At 64.0% G+C, this 16,854-nt stretch carries 13 protein-coding genes; 7 read left to right on the forward strand and 6 right to left on the reverse strand.

Translation table 11 applies throughout. The features are described from left to right. Positions 1-15 precede the first annotated feature (15 nt). Both QN085_RS14475 and QN085_RS14480 read left to right on the forward strand, forming a co-directional pair. Complete coding sequence (locus QN085_RS14475) at positions 16-1,353, forward strand: UDP-glucose dehydrogenase family protein (protein ID WP_015270620.1); 1,338 nt, start codon at positions 16-18, stop codon at positions 1,351-1,353. Next, a complete protein-coding gene (locus QN085_RS14480; RefSeq protein ID WP_023660583.1) occupies positions 1,341-1,451 on the forward strand; it encodes an NAD-dependent epimerase/dehydratase family protein in 111 nt (36 codons plus the stop codon). The genes QN085_RS14475 and QN085_RS14480 overlap by 13 nt, the downstream gene beginning before the upstream one ends. Here the strand turns inward: QN085_RS14480 and mqo are convergent. Then, complete coding sequence (mqo, locus tag QN085_RS14485; protein ID WP_023660582.1) at positions 1,441-3,018, reverse strand: malate dehydrogenase (quinone); 1,578 nt, start codon at positions 3,016-3,018, stop codon at positions 1,441-1,443. The two genes, QN085_RS14480 and mqo, sit on opposite strands and share 11 nt — an antisense overlap. Positions 3,019-3,162: 144 nt before the next feature. Here mqo and QN085_RS14490 point away from each other — a divergent pair, with 144 nt between their 5' ends. From QN085_RS14490 to QN085_RS14510, 5 genes are all read left to right on the forward strand, one after another. After that, the gene (locus tag QN085_RS14490) at positions 3,163-4,383 is read left to right on the forward strand and encodes a putative DNA modification/repair radical SAM protein (protein ID WP_013972894.1); all 1,221 of its coding nucleotides are present in this window, start codon (positions 3,163-3,165) and stop codon (positions 4,381-4,383) included. Next, on the forward strand, positions 4,374-5,216 hold the full coding sequence (locus tag QN085_RS14495; RefSeq protein WP_023660581.1) for a TIGR03915 family putative DNA repair protein: 843 nt from the start codon (positions 4,374-4,376) through the stop codon (positions 5,214-5,216). The genes QN085_RS14490 and QN085_RS14495 overlap by 10 nt, the downstream gene beginning before the upstream one ends. 203 nt (positions 5,217-5,419) lie before the next feature. Next, entirely contained in the window at positions 5,420-7,486 is a 2,067-nt protein-coding gene (gene treS / locus QN085_RS14500; RefSeq protein ID WP_041505896.1) for a maltose alpha-D-glucosyltransferase, read from the forward strand. Positions 7,487-8,822: 1,336 nt separating this feature from the next. After that, a complete protein-coding gene (locus tag QN085_RS14505; RefSeq protein WP_013972897.1) occupies positions 8,823-9,449 on the forward strand; it encodes a riboflavin synthase in 627 nt (208 codons plus the stop codon). 10 nt (positions 9,450-9,459) lie between these two features. Continuing rightward, on the forward strand, positions 9,460-10,161 hold the full coding sequence (locus QN085_RS14510) for a YoaK family protein (protein WP_013972898.1): 702 nt from the start codon (positions 9,460-9,462) through the stop codon (positions 10,159-10,161). Here QN085_RS14510 and proP read toward each other — a convergent pair whose 3' ends face one another. From proP to lhgD, 5 genes are all read right to left on the reverse strand, one after another. Beyond that, positions 10,162-11,664, reverse strand: a complete 1,503-nt coding sequence (proP, locus tag QN085_RS14515; RefSeq protein ID WP_041505895.1) for a glycine betaine/L-proline transporter ProP — start codon at positions 11,662-11,664, stop codon at positions 10,162-10,164. It abuts the gene before it with no gap. Positions 11,665-11,823: 159 nt separating this feature from the next. After that, a complete protein-coding gene (gene hemB / locus QN085_RS14520) occupies positions 11,824-12,798 on the reverse strand; it encodes a porphobilinogen synthase (protein ID WP_013972900.1) in 975 nt (324 codons plus the stop codon). Between the two features lie 207 nt (positions 12,799-13,005). Further along, positions 13,006-13,899 carry a PA4780 family RIO1-like protein kinase gene (locus tag QN085_RS14525; RefSeq protein ID WP_013972901.1) on the reverse strand — a complete coding sequence of 298 codons (894 nt, stop codon included), beginning with the start codon at positions 13,897-13,899 and terminating at the stop codon, positions 13,006-13,008. An 87-nt stretch (positions 13,900-13,986) separates the two neighbouring features. After that, entirely contained in the window at positions 13,987-15,378 is a 1,392-nt protein-coding gene (gene gabP / locus QN085_RS14530) for a GABA permease (RefSeq protein ID WP_023661037.1), read from the reverse strand. Between the two features lie 151 nt (positions 15,379-15,529). Beyond that, a complete protein-coding gene (lhgD, locus tag QN085_RS14535) occupies positions 15,530-16,792 on the reverse strand; it encodes an L-2-hydroxyglutarate dehydrogenase (protein WP_003260140.1) in 1,263 nt (420 codons plus the stop codon). Between the last annotated feature and the right edge of the window lie 62 nt (positions 16,793-16,854).

Genomic DNA, 16,854 nt, shown 5'->3' on the forward strand with positions numbered 1-16,854 from the left:
CCAAGGAGCTGTCAGATGAAGGTCACGGTTTTCGGTACCGGCTATGTCGGCCTCACCCAGGCAGTGTGCCTGGCCCAGGTGGGCCATTCGGTGTTGTGCATGGATGTCGACGCCGAGCGGGTCGCCAGCCTCAATGCAGGCCATTGCCCGATCTTCGAGCCCGGCCTTGCGCCGATGCTGGAGAAGAACCTGGCCTGCGGTCGCCTTCGCTTCACCACCGACGCCAGCGAAGCGGCCAACTACGCAAAGGTGCAGTTCATTGCCGTCGGCACCCCGCCTCAGGCCGATGGCAGCGCCGACCTGAAGCACGTCTTCGCCGTGGTCGACAGCATCCTCGAACATGCCGATGGCCCCAAGCTGATCGTCAACAAATCCACCGCGCCGGTTGGTACGGTGCACCGCATCAAGGCGCGCATCGCCCAGGCCGTGGCCGATACCAGCCGCTTGCGCGTCGTCAGCAACCCCGAGTTCCTCAAGGAAGGCTCGGCGGTCGATGACTGCATGCGCCCGGAGCGCATCATCATCGGTGGCGCGGAGCCCGCCGAAGTAGAGCTGCTGCGCGAGCTGTACCTGCCGTTCAGCCGCAACCGCGAAAAACTGATGGTGATGGACGCGCGCAGCGCCGAACTGACCAAGTACGCGGCCAACTGCATGCTGGCGACCAAGATCTCGTTCATCAACGAAATCGCCAACCTGGCCGAGCATCTGGGCGCCGACATCGAACTGGTGCGCCGCGGCATCGGCTCGGACCCGCGCATCGGCTACGACTTCATCTATGCCGGCTGCGGCTTTGGCGGCTCATGCTTCCCCAAGGACCTGCAAGCCCTGCGCCGCAGCGCCGAGGCCGAGGGCTTCGAACCACAGTTGCTGCGTGCGGTGGAATCGGTCAACGAGCAGCAAAAGAACCGGCTGTTCGGCAAGATCCAACGCCACTACCCACGCGGCCTGCGAGGCAAGGTCTTCGCCGTGTGGGGGTTGTCGTTCAAGCCCAATACCAACGACATCCGCGAGGCCTCCAGCCGAGTCCTGCTGGAAGCGCTGTGGGCCGCCGGCGCGCGGGTGCAGGCCCATGACCCGCAGGCCATGGAGGAAATCCAGCGGCACTATGGCGCCCGCGCCGACCTGCAACTGGTACCGTGCAAGGACGACGCGCTGCGCGGCGCCGATGCCCTGGTGATCGTCACCGAATGGCAGGAATACCGCGTGCTCAACCTGGACAAGGTGCCGCAACAACTGGCCGACCGGGTGGTGTTCGACGGGCGCAACCTGTTCGAACCCGAGCACATGGCCGCCGCCGGCCTGACTTACTACGGCATCGGCCGCGGCCAGGTGCAGCCAGCATGCCCATACTGATTACCGGCGTGGCCGGCTTCATCGGCGACCACATTGCACGGCGCCTGTGGGAAGCAGGCATCGAGGTGGTCGCCGCATGGTACTTTGCTACGGCGTAACGGCGCCCTCGGGAGGATTCAGTTGCAACACCTCGTTGGTGTATGCCCACTCCTTCTGCACCTGGTCCGGGTGGTCGTTAAGGCGGATGCCGTAGGACGGGATGATCTGCCTGATCTTCGCCTGCCACTGCGGCGATGCCATCTTGTCCTTGAACACCTTGCTCAGCACATCGAGCATGATCGGCGGCGCGGTCGAGGCGCCAGGCGAGGCACCCAGCAATCCTGCAATGCTGCCATCCTTGGACGTCACCACTTCAGTGCCGAGCTTGAGCACACCACCCAATGCTTCGTCCTTCTTGATGATCTGCACCCGCTGGCCCGCCTGCCACAGCCGCCAGTCCTCTTTCTTCGCCTCGGGGAAGTAGGTGCGCAACGCTTCGAAACGGTCATCGTCAGATTGCAGCACCTGGCCGATCAGGTACTGCACCAGGTCGAACTCGCGCACCCCGACTCTTACCATCGGCCAGGCATTGTGCACACTGGCGCTGGCGAACAGGTCAAGCAGCGAGCCCTGCTTGAGGAACTTGGTCGAGAAGGTGGCGAACGGCCCGAACAGGATCATGCGCTTGCCATCGAGCACACGGGTGTCCAGGTGCGGCACCGACATCGGTGGTGCGCCCGTGGCGGCGATACCGTAGGCCTTGGCCATGTGACGCTGGGCGATGGCCGGGTTGTCGGTGACCAGGAACGAACCACCGACCGGGAAACCGGCATAGTCCTTGGCCTCCTCGATACCCGACTTCTGCAGCAGTGGCAGCGCTGCACCACCTGCGCCGATGAACAGGAACCTGGCGTCGGTGGCCGCGTTGCTGCCGTCCTTGAGGTTTTTGTATTCGACATGCCAGGAGCCGTCGTCGTTGCGGGTGATCGCCTGCACTTCGGTCGACAGCTTGAGGTCGAAGTTCGGCCGGGTCTGCAGATAGCCCACGTATTGCCGGGTGATCTCGCCAAAGTTGACGTCGGTGCCGATCGGCGTCCAGGTCACGGCCAGTTTCTGGTTGGGGTCGCGGCCCTCCATCATCAACGGTACCCACTTGCGAATCTGCTCGTGGTCCTCGGAGTACTGCATGGGCTTGAACAACGGGCTGGCCTGCAGCGCCTCGTAGCGCTTCTTCAGGAAGCGAATGTTGTCGTCGCCCCAGACGAAGCTCATGTGCGGAGTAGTGTTGATGAATGAATGCGGGTTCTTCAGCACGCCCTGTTTGACCTGCCAGGCGAGGAACTGACGGGTGACCTGGAACGACTCGTTGATCTCCACCGCCTTGCTGATATCGACCTTGCCGTCCTTCTCCGGGGTGTAGTTCAGTTCGGCCAGGGCCGAGTGGCCGGTACCAGCGTTGTTCCAGCCGTTGGAGCTTTCTTCGGCGACCTTGTCCAGGCGCTCGACCATTTCCATCGACCAACCCGGCTCCAGCTCATTGAGCCAGACGGCCAGGGTTGAACTCATGATGCCGCCGCCCACCAGCATGACATCGACTCTTCTGGTTTCCGCGGCCTGGGCATCGAGCATGCCGAATGCCAAGGCCAGCCCGGTCAGCGCCAGTACCGGCTTGATGGTGATTCTCATAACCGCCCCCTTGCCTCGTTGCTATCCCTAAGTCAGCCACAAGCTTAGATGACGGATTTGGTCGGGCGTGGCTGGTGCACAATCACTTGCAATCCGTCACGTCTCAAAATACTGTATGAATATTCAGTATCACAGGTCAGCCCCATGCAACTCATCGCCAAACTCGGCATCCTTGCCGATGCTGCCAAGTACGACGCATCCTGCGCCAGCAGCGGCGCGCCCAAACGCAACTCGCGCGGGGCTGATGGGCTGGGTGCTACCAATGGCATGGGCATCTGTCACAGCTACACCCCTGATGGGCGCTGCGTATCGCTGCTCAAGGTGCTGCTGACCAACTTTTGCCTCTACGACTGCCAGTACTGCGTCAACCGCCGATCCAGCAACGTGCCACGCGCACGCTTCAGCCCCGAGGAAGTGGTCCGGCTGACCCTGGACTTCTACCGGCGCAACTGCATAAGCGGCCTGTTCCTCAGCTCCGGCATCATCCGTTCGGCGGACTACACCATGGAGCAGCTGGTCCGTGTGGCGCGGCTGTTGCGCGAAGAGCACGACTTCCGTGGCTACATCCACCTCAAGACCATCCCCGATGCCGACCCGTTGCTGATCGAGGAGGCCGGGCGCCTGGCAGACCGGCTCAGCGTCAACATCGAGCTGCCGACCGACGCCAGCCTGAAACGCCTGGCACCGGAAAAACAGGCGCACACGATTCGACAGGCCATGGGCGTGATCCACCAGGGCCAGCAAGCTGTGGCCCACGAACCCAAGGCGCCGCGCTTTACCCCGGCCGGGCAAAGCACCCAGGTGATCGTCGGGGCCGACAGCACCGACGACAGCACACTGCTGCGCAATGCCGAATCGCTGTACCAAGGCTACGGCCTCAAGCGTGTGTACTACTCCGCCTTCAGCCCCATCCCTGACAGCCCCGGCAGCGTCCCCCTGGCCGCACCACCGCTGCTGCGCGAGCACCGTCTGTACCAGGCTGACTTCCTGTTGCGTGGCTATGGCTACAAGGCCGGCGAGCTGCTGGGCCAGAGCGGCAATCTGGCGCTGGACATCGACCCCAAGCTGGCCTGGGCGCTGGCCAACCGCGACGTGTTCCCGCTGGATGTGAACCGTGCCGAGCCGGCGCTACTGGCGCGCATCCCCGGCATCGGCCTGCGCAGCGTGCAGCGCCTGGTAGCCCTGCGACGCGAACGGCGCATTCGCTACGATGACCTGATCCAGTTGCGCTGCGTGCTGGACAAGGCGCGGCCATTCATTGTCACCAGCGACTACCGCCCGCCCCAGGCCGAACTGCGCAGCGGCCTGCTGAGGGCGCGCTTGCGTGAGCCGCAGGCCCCGGTGCAGATGGGCTTGTGGGGATGATCGCGCTCGATTGCGACGGCCTGTTCGCCATCTGGCGTGACCAGGCCCGGGTGTTGTTGGGGCATGGCATCGACCCGTCGGAGGTCACCTGGGCGCAAGGGCCGGTGGCTGATTTGCTGGCCGTACCGACAGCGCTGCCGGAAGGCTCCGGTCCCTTTCGCGCCAAAGTGCCTGCGGCGCTGCTCGGCCAGCTGGAACAGGCGGCCCGCTACCGTGGCGAGCACCGCTGGAACCTGCTTTACGAGGTACTTTGGCGGGTGGCCCATGGCGACCGCACTGCAATGCTGCCGGGTGACCGATTGGGCAGTGAGCTGCATAGACGGATCAAGCAGGTCAATCGCGAAGCACACCACCTGCATGCGTTTGTACGCTTCGTGCCACTACCCGAAGTATTGGCTGAACAGCTGCAACTCGACCTGGTGGCCTATCACGAGCCGGCGCATGACATTCTGGAAAGCGCCAGTGGGCATTTCGCCGACCGCCTGGGGCGTTTGCGCTGGATGATTGCCACGGCCCACGACGGCATACGCTTCGATGGCCAGGCATTCGACTACCAGCAACAGTGCCCCGAACCCTGGCGCCAATGGGCCCGCAACGCCGAAGACCCTGGTGCCGAATTATGGCGCACCTACTATCGTCATACCTTCAACCCCGCCCGCCTCAACCCCGACGCCTTGCGCTTGCACATGCCCGGGCGGTTCTGGCGTCATTTGCCGGAGGGCATGCTGATTCCGCAGCTCGAAGGCCTGGCTCGGCAAGGCAAGCAACGGGACGGCCAAGCACTGGAGGTTGCCTCTCAGGCTGGCAAACAAATCAGCAAGCCCATACGGTAGTTGCGTATTCGCAAACCTTGATCAGTGGGAGTTTCTTCGCGGGCATGCCCGCTCCCACAGGTATTGCACAGTTCTCGAAGTGTGTAGAGATCCGGTGGGAGCGGGCGCGCCCGCGAAACAGCCAAAAGCAATCTCAAGCCGAACGATCAGCCGCCACAGCCGTCATAACCTGAGCCGCTGCCGACACGCAAAGAGGACGCGAAATGACCCAACCCGACCCGTCATACGTCAAATGGCTCGAAGACCGCGCCATGCTCAAGGCCTCCCAGCAACGCACCCACCTGTACTCGGGCCAGTCGCGCCTGTGGCAACAGCCCTACGCCGAAGCGCAGCCCCGCCGCGCCACTGAAATCGCTTCGGTCTGGCTGACCGTCTACCCCGATGCCATCATCGCCCCCGAAGGTTGTTCGGTGCTTGGCGCCTTGGGCCACGAGGCGCTGTGGAAGCGTTTGTCGGAGATCGGCATTCAGGGCCTGCACACCGGCCCGATCAAGTTGTCCGGCGGCATTCGTGGCCGTGAACTCACCCCCAGCGTGGACGGCAACTTCGACCGCATCAGTTTCGACATCGATCCGCAGTACGGCAGCGAGCAGGAGCTGATCCAGATGAGCCGCATGGCCGCCGCGCACAACGCCGTGACCATCGACGACCTGATCCCCTCGCACACGGGCAAGGGCGCCGACTTTCGCCTGGCCGAGCTGGCCTACGGTCCCTATCCGGGGCTGTACCACATGGTCGAAATCCGCGAGGAAGACTGGCCGCTGCTGCCCGAAGTGCCTGCCGGGCGCGACGCGGTCAATCTGCTGCCGGCCCAGTGCGACGAGCTCAAGGCCCGCCATTACATCGTCGGCCAGCTGCAACGGGTTATCTTCTTCGAACCAGGTGTGAAGGAAACCGACTGGAGCGCCACGCCGCCGGTGACCGGTGTAGATGGCAAGACCCGGCGCTGGGTGTACCTGCACTACTTCAAGGAAGGCCAGCCATCGCTGAACTGGCTGGACCCGACCTTCGCCGCCCAGCAGATGATCATTGGCGATGCCCTGCACGCCCTGGACTGCCTGGGTGCACGTGGCCTGCGCCTGGATGCCAACGGTTTTCTCGGTGTGGAGACCCGCGCCAGCGGCACTGCCTGGTCGGAAAGCCACCCGCTGTCGATCGTCGGCAACCAACTGATCGGCGGCATGATCCGCAAGGCCGGCGGTTTCAGCTTCCAGGAGCTGAACCTGACCCTCGACGACATCGCGCAGATGTCCAGGGGTGGTGCCGACCTGTCCTACGATTTCATTACCCGGCCGGCCTACCAGCATGCGCTGCTGACCGGCGACACCGAGTTCCTGCGCCTGATGCTCAAGGAGATGCATGCCTTCGGCATCGACCCGGCCTCGCTGATCCATGCCCTGCAGAACCATGACGAGCTGACCGTGGAGCTGGTGCATTTCTGGACCCTGCATGCCCATGACATGTACCTGTACAAAGGCCAGACCTTGCCCGGCGGCATCCTGCGCGAGCACATCCGCGAAGAGATCTACGAACGGCTGTCGGGCGAGCATGCGCCGTACAACCTGCGCTTCGTCACCAATGGCATAGCCTGCACCACGGCCAGTCTGATCGCTGCCGCACTGGGCATCCGCGACCTCGGGCAGATCGGGGTGGCAGAAATCGAGCTGATCCAGAAGGTGCACCTGCTGCTGGTCATGTACAACGCCATGCAGCCGGGGGTGGTGGCGCTGTCCGGCTGGGACCTGGTGGGCGCCCTGCCCTTGCCCGCCGAAGCGGTCGCGCAGCGGATGCTGGATGGCGATACCCGCTGGATTCACCGCGGCGGCTACGACCTGGCCGGGCTGGAGCCACAGGCCCAGACGTCTGTGCGTGGCATGCCCCGAGCCCGGGCGCTGTATGGCAGCCTGGACAGCCAGCTGGAGAACGGCGATTCGTTTGCCTGCAAGGTGAAGAAGCTGCTGGCGGTGCGCCAGGCCTATGGCATTGCCACCAGCCGCCAGGTGCTGGTGCCCGAAGTCAGCAGCCCCGGCTTGCTGGTGATGGTGCATGAGCTGCCGGCCGGGCGTGGCATCCAGATCAGTGCGCTGAACTTCGGCCAGGAAGTGATTGCCGAGGAGCTGCAACTGACCGGGTTCACGCCGGGGCCGGTGGTGGACATGATCAATGAAACGGTCGAAGGGGATTTGACCGAGGATGGGCGGCTGATGGTGAACCTGGACCCGTATGAGGCGCTGTGCCTGCGGATCGTCAACAGCAGCGGCCATGTCTGAATTGTATTTGCCCCATTGCCTTCGCCGGTGAAGCTCTGAACGGCAGCCACGCGATTCCTGTGGGAGCGGGTTCACCCGCGAACACCGGCGCAGCCGGTGCCATCCACCGCGTCGCCTGCTTCGCGGGTGAACCCGCTCCCACAGGGACCCCACCAGCTGAAGAAATGCTCCATACCTGTGGGAGCGGGCGCGCCCGCGAACACCGGCGCAGCCGGTGCCATCCACCGCATCGCCTGCTTCGCGGGTGAACCCGCTCCCACAGGGACCCCACCAGCTGAAGGAATGCGCCATACCTGTGGGAGCGGGCGCGCCCGCGAACACCGGCGCAGCCGGTGCCATCCACCGCATCGCCTGCTTCGCGGGTGAACCCGCTCCCACAGGGACCCCACCAGCTGAAGGAATGCGCCATACCTGTGGGAGCGGGCGCGCCCGCGAACACCGGCCCAGCCGGTGCCATCCACCGCATCGCCTGCTTCGCGGGTGAACCCGCTCCCACAGGGGCCCCACCAGCTGAAGGAATGCGCCATACCTGTGGGAGCGGGCGCGCCCGCGAACACCGGCCCAGCCGGTGCCATCCACCGCATCGCCTGCTTCGCGGGTGAACCCGCTCCCACAGGGACCCCACCAGCTGAAGGAATGCGCCATACCTGTGGAAGCGGGCGCGCCCGCGAACACCGGCCCAGCCGGTGCCATCCACCGCGTCGCCTGCTTCGCGGGCATGCCCGCTCCCACAGGGGCCCCACCACCTGAAGGAATGCGCCATACCTGTGGGAGCGGGTTTACCCGCGAACACCGGCGCAGCCGGTGCCATCCACCGCGTCGCCTGCTTCGCGGGTGAACCCGCTCCCACAGGGGCCCCACCACCTGAAGGAATGCGCCATACCTGTGGGAGCGGGTTTACCCGCGAACACCGGCGCAGCCGGTGCCATCCACCGCGTCGCCTGCTTCGCGGGTGAACCCGCTCCCACAGGGACCCCACCAGCTGAAGGAATGCACCATACCTGTGGGAGCGGGTTCACCCGCGAACACCGGCGCAGCCGGTGCCATCCACCGCATCGCCTGCTTCGCGGGCATGCCCGCTCCCACAGGGGCCCCACCACCTGAAGGAATGCGCCATACCTGTAGGAGCGGGTTTACCCGCGAACACCGGCGCAGCCGGTGCCATCCACCGCGTCGCCTGCTTCGCGGGTGAACCCACTCCCACAGGGTCACCTCCAGGTGACAAAGTGCGCCGTGCCTGTGGGTTTCCAGTGTCCAGACCAATGGCTGGCTTGCTTTTACCGCTCCACGGGCATAGCGTTCGGAGGTTTTCTTTTCCGTGCCCAGGAGCAACTCCATGTACACCGGCATCGTCCAGGCCGTCCGCCCTCTGCTTGATGTGACCACCTACCCGGGCCACAACCAGTTCACCATCGACCTCACCCCCGAACTGCTCGACGAGCTGAAGATCGGCGCCAGCGTCAGTGTCGAAGGCACCTGTCTGTCGGTCACCGAGATCAACGGCACCCAGGTCAGGTTCGACGCCATGACCGCCACCCTCGAGCGCACCAACCTGCGCAACTTCAAGGCCGGCCAGGGCGTCAACATCGAACGCTCGGCGAAGATGAACGCCGAAGTCGGCGGCCACCTGATGGCCGGCCACATCGCCACCACCGCCGAAATCGTCGAGCTGTCGATCAAGGAAACCGGCGCCTTCATCAAGTTCCGCATGCCAGCGGAATGGGGCAAGTACGTATTCCCGCGCGGTTTTATCGGGGTCAACGGCTGCAGCCTGACCGTAGCCGATGTCGAGAACAACGTGATCACCATCAACCTGATCCCGGAAACCCTGCGCCAGACCACCTTTGCCAGCTACAAGGCCGGCGAACTGCTCAACATCGAAGTGGACCACCAGACAATGGTGCTGGTCGATGTAGTGGAGCGCACGATCAAGAGCACCCTGGCCCGCGAAATGCCTCGCTGAGTTCCCGAGGATGCTGCCCAACACCCTCCCCGCGCGCACTGCCAAGCGGCTGCGCCTGCAGATTCTGCGTGGTCGTGTCGGCCTCGGCCTGGTCGCCGGCCTGTCCGTACTGGCCGGCATGACCGATGCCATCGGCCTGCTGGCGCTGGGCGACTTCGTGTCATTCATGAGTGGCAACACCACGCGTCTGGCCGTCGCCATCAGCGATGCGGACCTGGCCCTGGTGCTGCGCCTGAGTGCTGCAGTGCTGAGCTTCGTCATCGGCAACGCCCTGGGCGTGCTGCTGGCGCGCGCGTTCCGCCGTCGGGCCTGGCCGGTGCTGCTGGTGGTCGCCGCCCTGCTGGGCTTTGCAGCCGCATGGCCCTTGGCAGCGACCTTGCCCGCGCTGCTCGCCGCCACACTGGCCATGGGCATGATCAACGCCGTGGTCGAACAGGTGAACGGCCTGCCCATCGGCCTGACCTACGTCACCGGTGCCCTGTCACGCTTCGGTCGTGGGCTGGGGCGCTGGCTGCTGGGCGAGCGGCGCAATGGCTGGCGGGTGCAACTGGTGCCTTGGGCCGGCATGCTGCTGGGCGCCGCGCTGGGTGCCTGGCTGCAGCACCACCTGGGCCTGCAGGCGCTAGCCGGCAGCTGCTCGCTGGCCTGCGTGCTGGCCCTGGTGTCGCGGTTCATTCCACGAACATGGCAGCGTGGCTACATGCCACACTGATCACTCGATGCGCGGGTGCTGCTGCACCAGCAACTTGCGCTTGGCCTCCAGTTCGGCAATCTGCGCATCGATGTCCTCTATCCTTTGCTCGATGTTGTCGTGGTGCTCCTGCAGCAGCTCACGCGCTTCCTCGATATCCGATGCTGCCGGTGCCGCGCCGCGCAGCGGCTTGTTGGCGGTTTCCTTCATGGTCAGGCCGGTGACCAGCCCCACGGCGGCGATCACCATCAGGTAATAGGCCGGCATGTACAGGTTGCCAGTACTTTCTACCAGCCAGGCGGCGATGGTCGGGGTGAGGCCGGCGATCAGCACCGAGATGTTGAAGGCGCTGGCGAGGGCGCTGTAGCGGATATGCGTGGGGAACATTGCCGGTAGCGTCGAGGCCATCACGCCGATGAAGAAGTTCAGCAGCACGGCAATGATCAGCAGCCCGGCAAAGATCACCCCCAGTACGCCGCTGTTGATGAGCATGAATGCCGGAATGGCCAGCACAAACAGGCCGACGCTGCCGACGATGATGAACGGTCGGCGGCCGAACTTGTCGCTGAGCAGCCCGATCATCGGTTGCACGAACAGCATGCCGACCATGATCGCGATGATGATCAGCACGCCATGGTCTTCGCTGTAGTGCAGGTTGTGCGACAGGTAGCTGGGCATGTAGGTGAGCAGCATGTAGTAGGTGACGTTGGTGGCGATCACTACACCGATACAGGTCACCAGGCTGCGCCAGTGTTGGGTGGCGACCTCCTTGAAGGACACCTTGGGCCCGGACGCCAGGCCTTCGCGGTCGCCCTGCTCCAGCTTGTCGACATGCTGCTGGAAAGCCGGCGTTTCCTCCAGAGCATGGCGCAGGTACAGGCCAATGATGCCCAGCGGCAAGGCGAGGAAGAACGGCAGGCGCCAACCCCATTCGAGGAACTTGTCCTCACCCAGCACCGTAGAGATCAACACCACCACACCGGCACCCAGCACGAACCCGGCAATCGAGCCGAAGTCCAGCCAACTGCCGAGAAACCCCCGTTTTCGGTCCGGGGCATATTCGGCGACGAAGATCGACGCGCCGGTGTACTCGCCCCCCACCGAGAAGCCCTGGGCCATCTTGGCCAGCAGCAACAGGATCGGCGCCCAGATACCGATGCTGGCATAGGACGGTATCAGGCCGATGGCAAAGGTGCTGAGCGACATGATCACGATGGTCGCAGCGAGGATTTTCTGCCGCCCGAACCGGTCGCCCAAGGCACCGAAGAACAGCCCGCCCAGAGGCCTGATCAGAAACGGCACCGAGAACGTGGCCAACGCCGCGATCATCTGCACGCTTGGGTCGGCATTGGGGAAGAAAACCTTGCCCAGGGCGTAGGCGACGAAGCCGTAGACGCCGAAGTCGAACCACTCCATGGCATTGCCCAGTGCCGCCGCGGTGATTGCCTTGCGCATCTTGCCGTCGTCGACGATGGTGATGTCCTTCAGGCCGATTGGCTGGATGCTTTTCTTGCGAGGTTTCATGTCCGTATCCCTGTCGATGAATGCTCTAAGGGATGAGATACGACGGGACACTAAATAATTCAGCGCTTACGGGTTTTTTGTGTTTTTCCTCACCGGTTGCTGCACAGGCAAAGAAAAGCCGCTGCGATGGCAGCGGCTTGCATGGGCAACGGCTCGCGGTCAGATGCCTTCGCGGGCCAGGTCCATGGCGAAGTAGGTGAGGATCAGGTCGGCACCGGCACGCTTGATCGCGCCAATGCTTTCACGCACCACCCGGCCTTCATCGATGGCGCCAGCCAGGCCACCGAACTTGATCATCGCGTACTCGCCGCTCACCTGGTACGCCGCCAGCGGCAGGCGCGAGGCGGCACGGATATCGGCGATCACGTCGAGGTAGGCACCGGCCGGCTTGACCATCAGTACATCGGCGCCTTCCTGCTCGTCGAGCAGCGACTCGCGCACGGCTTCGCGGCGGTTCATCGGGTTCATCTGGTAGCTCTTGCGATCGCCCTTCAGCGCGGTACCACCGGCTTCACGGAACGGGCCATACAGCGACGAGGCGAACTTGGTGGAATAGGCCATGATCGCGGTGTCGTGGAAGCCGGCACCATCCAGCGCGCTGCGGATGGCCTGGACCTGGCCGTCCATCGCCGCCGACGGGGCAATGAAATCGGCACCTGCAGCAGCGGCGATGACCGCCTGCTTGCCCAGGTTGGCCAGGGTGGCGTCGTTGTCCACACCGTGGTCGTGCAGTACGCCGCAGTGGCCGTGGCTGGTGTATTCGCAGAAGCAGGTGTCGGACATCACCACCATTTCCGGCACGGTGTCCTTGCAGATGCGTGACATGCGCGCGACCAGGCCGTTTTCGTTCCAGGTGTCGCTGCCGACGGCGTCCAGGTTGTGCGAAACGCCAAAGGTCATCACCGACTTGATACCAGCGCGGGCATAGCGCTCGATTTCCTGGGCCAGCAGCTTCTCGGGGATGCGGTTGACGCCCGGCATGCTGGTGATCGGCACGAAGTCATCGATACCCTCTTCGACGAAGATCGGCAGGATCAGGTCTTCAAGGCGGAACTCGGTTTCCTGGAAGATCGTGCGCAGGGACTCGTTCTGGCGCAGGCGGCGTGGACGAACGGACGGGAATTGGTTGGACATGACAGCTCCAGGGAATTTGAACGGCGTATACCTTATGCCTGTCGCGCGCCAGTGAAAAGGCCGGATGACGAGATATTGTCTTGCGTCAAAGGCAATGGCTGCATTTTTCCTGTGCCGGCCTCTTCGCGGGTAAACCCGCTCCCACGGGATTCGCGCTGTACTTGTGGGAGCGGGTTTACCCGCGAAGAGGCCAGTGCAGGCAACCTATTACTGCAGCCAGGGCGGCGCAGGCTCCTCTGCCCTGGCCACACCGGCCTCAGCCTCGGCCCGCGCGGCTCGCCGGCGCGCATCATCCAGCCGGGCCGCATCGATCTCGCGCATCACCCCGGCCACGTCAGCCGCATGCTCGTCATCCTCGAACAACCCCGTCAGTGGGCTGTCCGGGCGCAGTTCGCCCGCCTCGTACAAGGCCCACATTTCCTGCGCATACCGGGTACTTTTCAGCTCCGGCGCAAAGCGCCCGAAATAATGGGCCATGTTGGCCACATCGCGCTGCAGCATGCTGAAGGCATGGTTGTTGGCCGCTGCATCCACCGCTTGCGGCAAGTCGATGATCACCGGCCCGTCCGGGCCAAGCAGCACGTTGAACTCCGACAGGTCGCCGTGCACCAGCCCGGCACACAGCATCAGCACGATCTGGCGAATGACGAAGGCATGGTACGCCCGGGCTTCCTCGGCTTCGAGGTGTACGTCGTTCAGGCGCGGGGCCGCGTCACCGTCGGCATCGGTCACCAGCTCCATCAACAGCACGCCGTCCTGAAAATCGTAGGGCCTGGGAACCCTCACGCCAGCGCCGGCCAGGCGGAACAGCGCCGCCACTTCGGCGTTCTGCCAGGCGTCTTCGGCTTCCTTGCGGCCGTACTTGCTGCCCTTGGCCATGGCCCGGGCCTGACGGCTGTTGCGAACCTTGCGGCCCTCCTGGTACTCGGCAGCCTGGCGGAAACTGCGCTTGTTGGCTTCTTTATAAACCTTGGCGCAGCGCACCTGGCTGCCACAGCGCACCACATACACGGCGGCTTCCTTGCCACTCATCAACGGCCGCAGTACTTCGTCGACCAGGCCGTCTTCGATCAGGGGTTCGATTCTTTTGGGTGTCTTCATCAGGCTGCGTTCGGGGTCCTGGCTGTGATGGCGGACATCCTCTCACAGCCTGATGCGACTTGCTCGTCTGTCTTCAGGCCGAGCGACTCAAGCGCCCTGCCCTACGCTGCCAACCACCGCCTCGCGCGCCCGGCGCCGTGTGACCAGAAGGCCCGAACACACCACCAGTACCGCCAGCACCATGGTCGATACTACTTCCAGACGGTGATCCGGGCGGAACAGCATCAGTACCAGCACGCCGCTGATGAACAGGATCACGCCCCAGGTTAGCCATGGGAACAGCCACATGCGGTAGCCCAACGTCTTGCCCTGTGCAGTCAGGCGCTGACGCAGGCGCAGCTGGGAAACGGCGATCACCAGATACACCAGCAGGGCAATGGCGCCGGAGCTTGCCATGAGGAAGCCGAACACCTTGGCCGGGACCAGGTAATTGGCAATCACCGCCAGGAAAGCTGCGCCTGTGGACAGCAGCACAGCCACCACAGGGGTGCCGCTGCGGCTGGTCACCTGGGCACAGGCCGGCGCATCACCGCGGCGGCTCAGCGAGTAGACCATGCGCGAAGCGGTATACAGCGACGAGTTGAGGCAACTGGTCACCGACGTCAGCACCACGAAGTCGATGATGGCCTTGGCATTCGGCACGCCCAGGGTGTCCAGCACCGTGACATAGGACCCTTCGGTGGCCAGGCGCGGGTCAGTCCACGGCACCAGCGCGATGACGATGAAGATCGACAGGATATAGAACAGCGTGATCCGCCAGATCACCGAGTTGGTGGCCTTGGAAATATGCTTGCCCGCTTCATCCGATTCGGCTGCGGCAATGGTCACCACTTCGGCGCCGAGGAACGAGAACATGGTAATCAGCATGGCGCTCAGCACCGCACCAAAACCGTTGGGCATGAAGCCGCCACTGTCCCACAGGCGGGACACGCCGCTGACACCGGAGCCTGGCAGCAGGCCGAAGATGGCGCATACCCCCAGCGCGATGAAGCCGACAATGGCCACCACCTTGACCAACGCCAGCCAGAACTCGAACTCACCGTAGTTCTTCACGCTGAACAGGTTGGTGGCGGTCAGCAACAGGGTAATCACCAACGACAAGACCCAGATCTCCAGCTGCGGGACCCAGGAGTTGATGATGGTGGCGGCGATATTGGCCTCGATGGGGATGATCAGTACCCAGAACCACCAATACAGCCAGCCGATGGTGTAGCCGGCCCACTTGCCGATGGCGAGGTCGGCATAGGTAGAGAACGAACCGGTGTCCGGTGAAGCAACGGCCATTTCGGCCAGCATGCGCATCACCAGCACCACCAGCGCGCCGGCCAGGATATAGGCCAGGATGGTGGCGGGCCCTGCCTCGGCAATCGCACGGCCGGAGCCGACGAACAGGCCGGCACCGATCACGCCGGCAATGGACAGCATGGTGACATGCCGGGATTTCAATCCATGACTCAAATTGTTCTTGTGGGTTTGCATGGCGCTACCTTGTTGTTTTTGTCATGCCCACGCTGGGGCCGCCGGCTTGCACGTCACCGACGCAGGCGCGAAAAAGCCCGCCCTGCCCCAGATGGTGAGTAGGGCAGTACGGGTTGAGGAAAACGAAACCGCAGGGCGTATTACGGGTAGGTCAGCCGGCAGCCCGCTGACGAGGCGCCAGGTCGGCCTTGGGGAAACTGCCGCCCTGGCGACCGACCTGCTCGCATACCTTGTCGACGATGTATGCGCCGATCGGGATGGCGGAGGTGGCGGCCGGCGACGGTGCGTTGCACACGTTGACGCTGCGAGCGGTGTTGACGAACAGGAAGTCGTCGATCAGCTTGCCGTCACGCGATACGGCCTGGGCACGCACACCGGCCGGATAAGGCGTGAGGTCGGCCTTGGTGATGCTCGGGCAGTATTTCTGGACCTGCTTGAGGTAGCCACCCTTGAACAGCGAGTTCTTCATCTCGATCAGGCCTGGGCGGAAGTTCTTCGCCAGCACCTTGAGGATGCCGGGGGTGGTCAGGGTCTGGAACAGGTCGGCCGGGCTGACATCGCGCTTGCGGTAGCCCTCGCGCTTCATTGCCAGCACGGCGTTGGGGCCAACGGTCACGGTGCCGTCGATCATGCGAGTCAGGTGCACCCCCAGGAACGGCATGGACGGGTCGGGAATCGGGTAGATCAGGTGGTTGACGATCTGGTTGTGCTGCTTGGGCAGCAGGTAGTACTCGCCACGGAACGGGCAGATGACGAACTCGGTCCGCAGGCCCAGCATGCTCACCACGCGGTCGGCCATCAGGCCCGAGCAGGTCACCAGGAAACGGCTGCGCAACTCATCGTCATGATGGTCGCCACGCGTGCGCACGACCACTTCGCTGGCCAACTCCTGCAGGCCGACCACCTCGGCGCCATAGCGGATCTCACCGCCGGCGCGCTGGAACTCGGCGCCCATGGCCGCAGTCACTTCGGCGTAATTGACGATACCGCTGGAGGGCACGAAGATGCCGCCCATGCCAACGATATTGGGCTCGCGCTCGCGCAGTTCGGCCGCCGACAGCCAGTAGCGCTCCAGGCCATTGGCCGCGGTGCGCTCCCACAGCGCCTTCATGCGCTGCATTTCCAGGTCGTTGGTAGCCACCAGCAGCTTGCCGCATTCATCGAAGCGAATACCGTGCTGGGTGCAGAAAGCCTTGGTGGCCTTGTTGCCTTCCAGGCAGAAGCGCGCCTTGAGGCTGCCGGGGGTGTAATACACGCCGGCGTGGATCACGCCGCTGTTGTGGCCGGTCTGGTGGCGGGCCGGGCCGGACTCTTTCTCCAGCAGGAGAATCTTCGCATCCGGGTAGACCTTGATCAGGTGCATGGCCGTGGACATGCCCACAATGCCACCGCCAATGATGATGAAATCGTACACAGCCTTACCTCACACGCAGGCATTGCCTGACTGGCTCACCAAGGCCCGCGCGGGCCCTGGTG

The organism is Pseudomonas sp. M2(2023) (assembly GCF_030263955.1).
Taxonomy (GTDB): Bacteria; Pseudomonadota; Gammaproteobacteria; order Pseudomonadales; family Pseudomonadaceae; genus Aquipseudomonas; species Aquipseudomonas asiatica.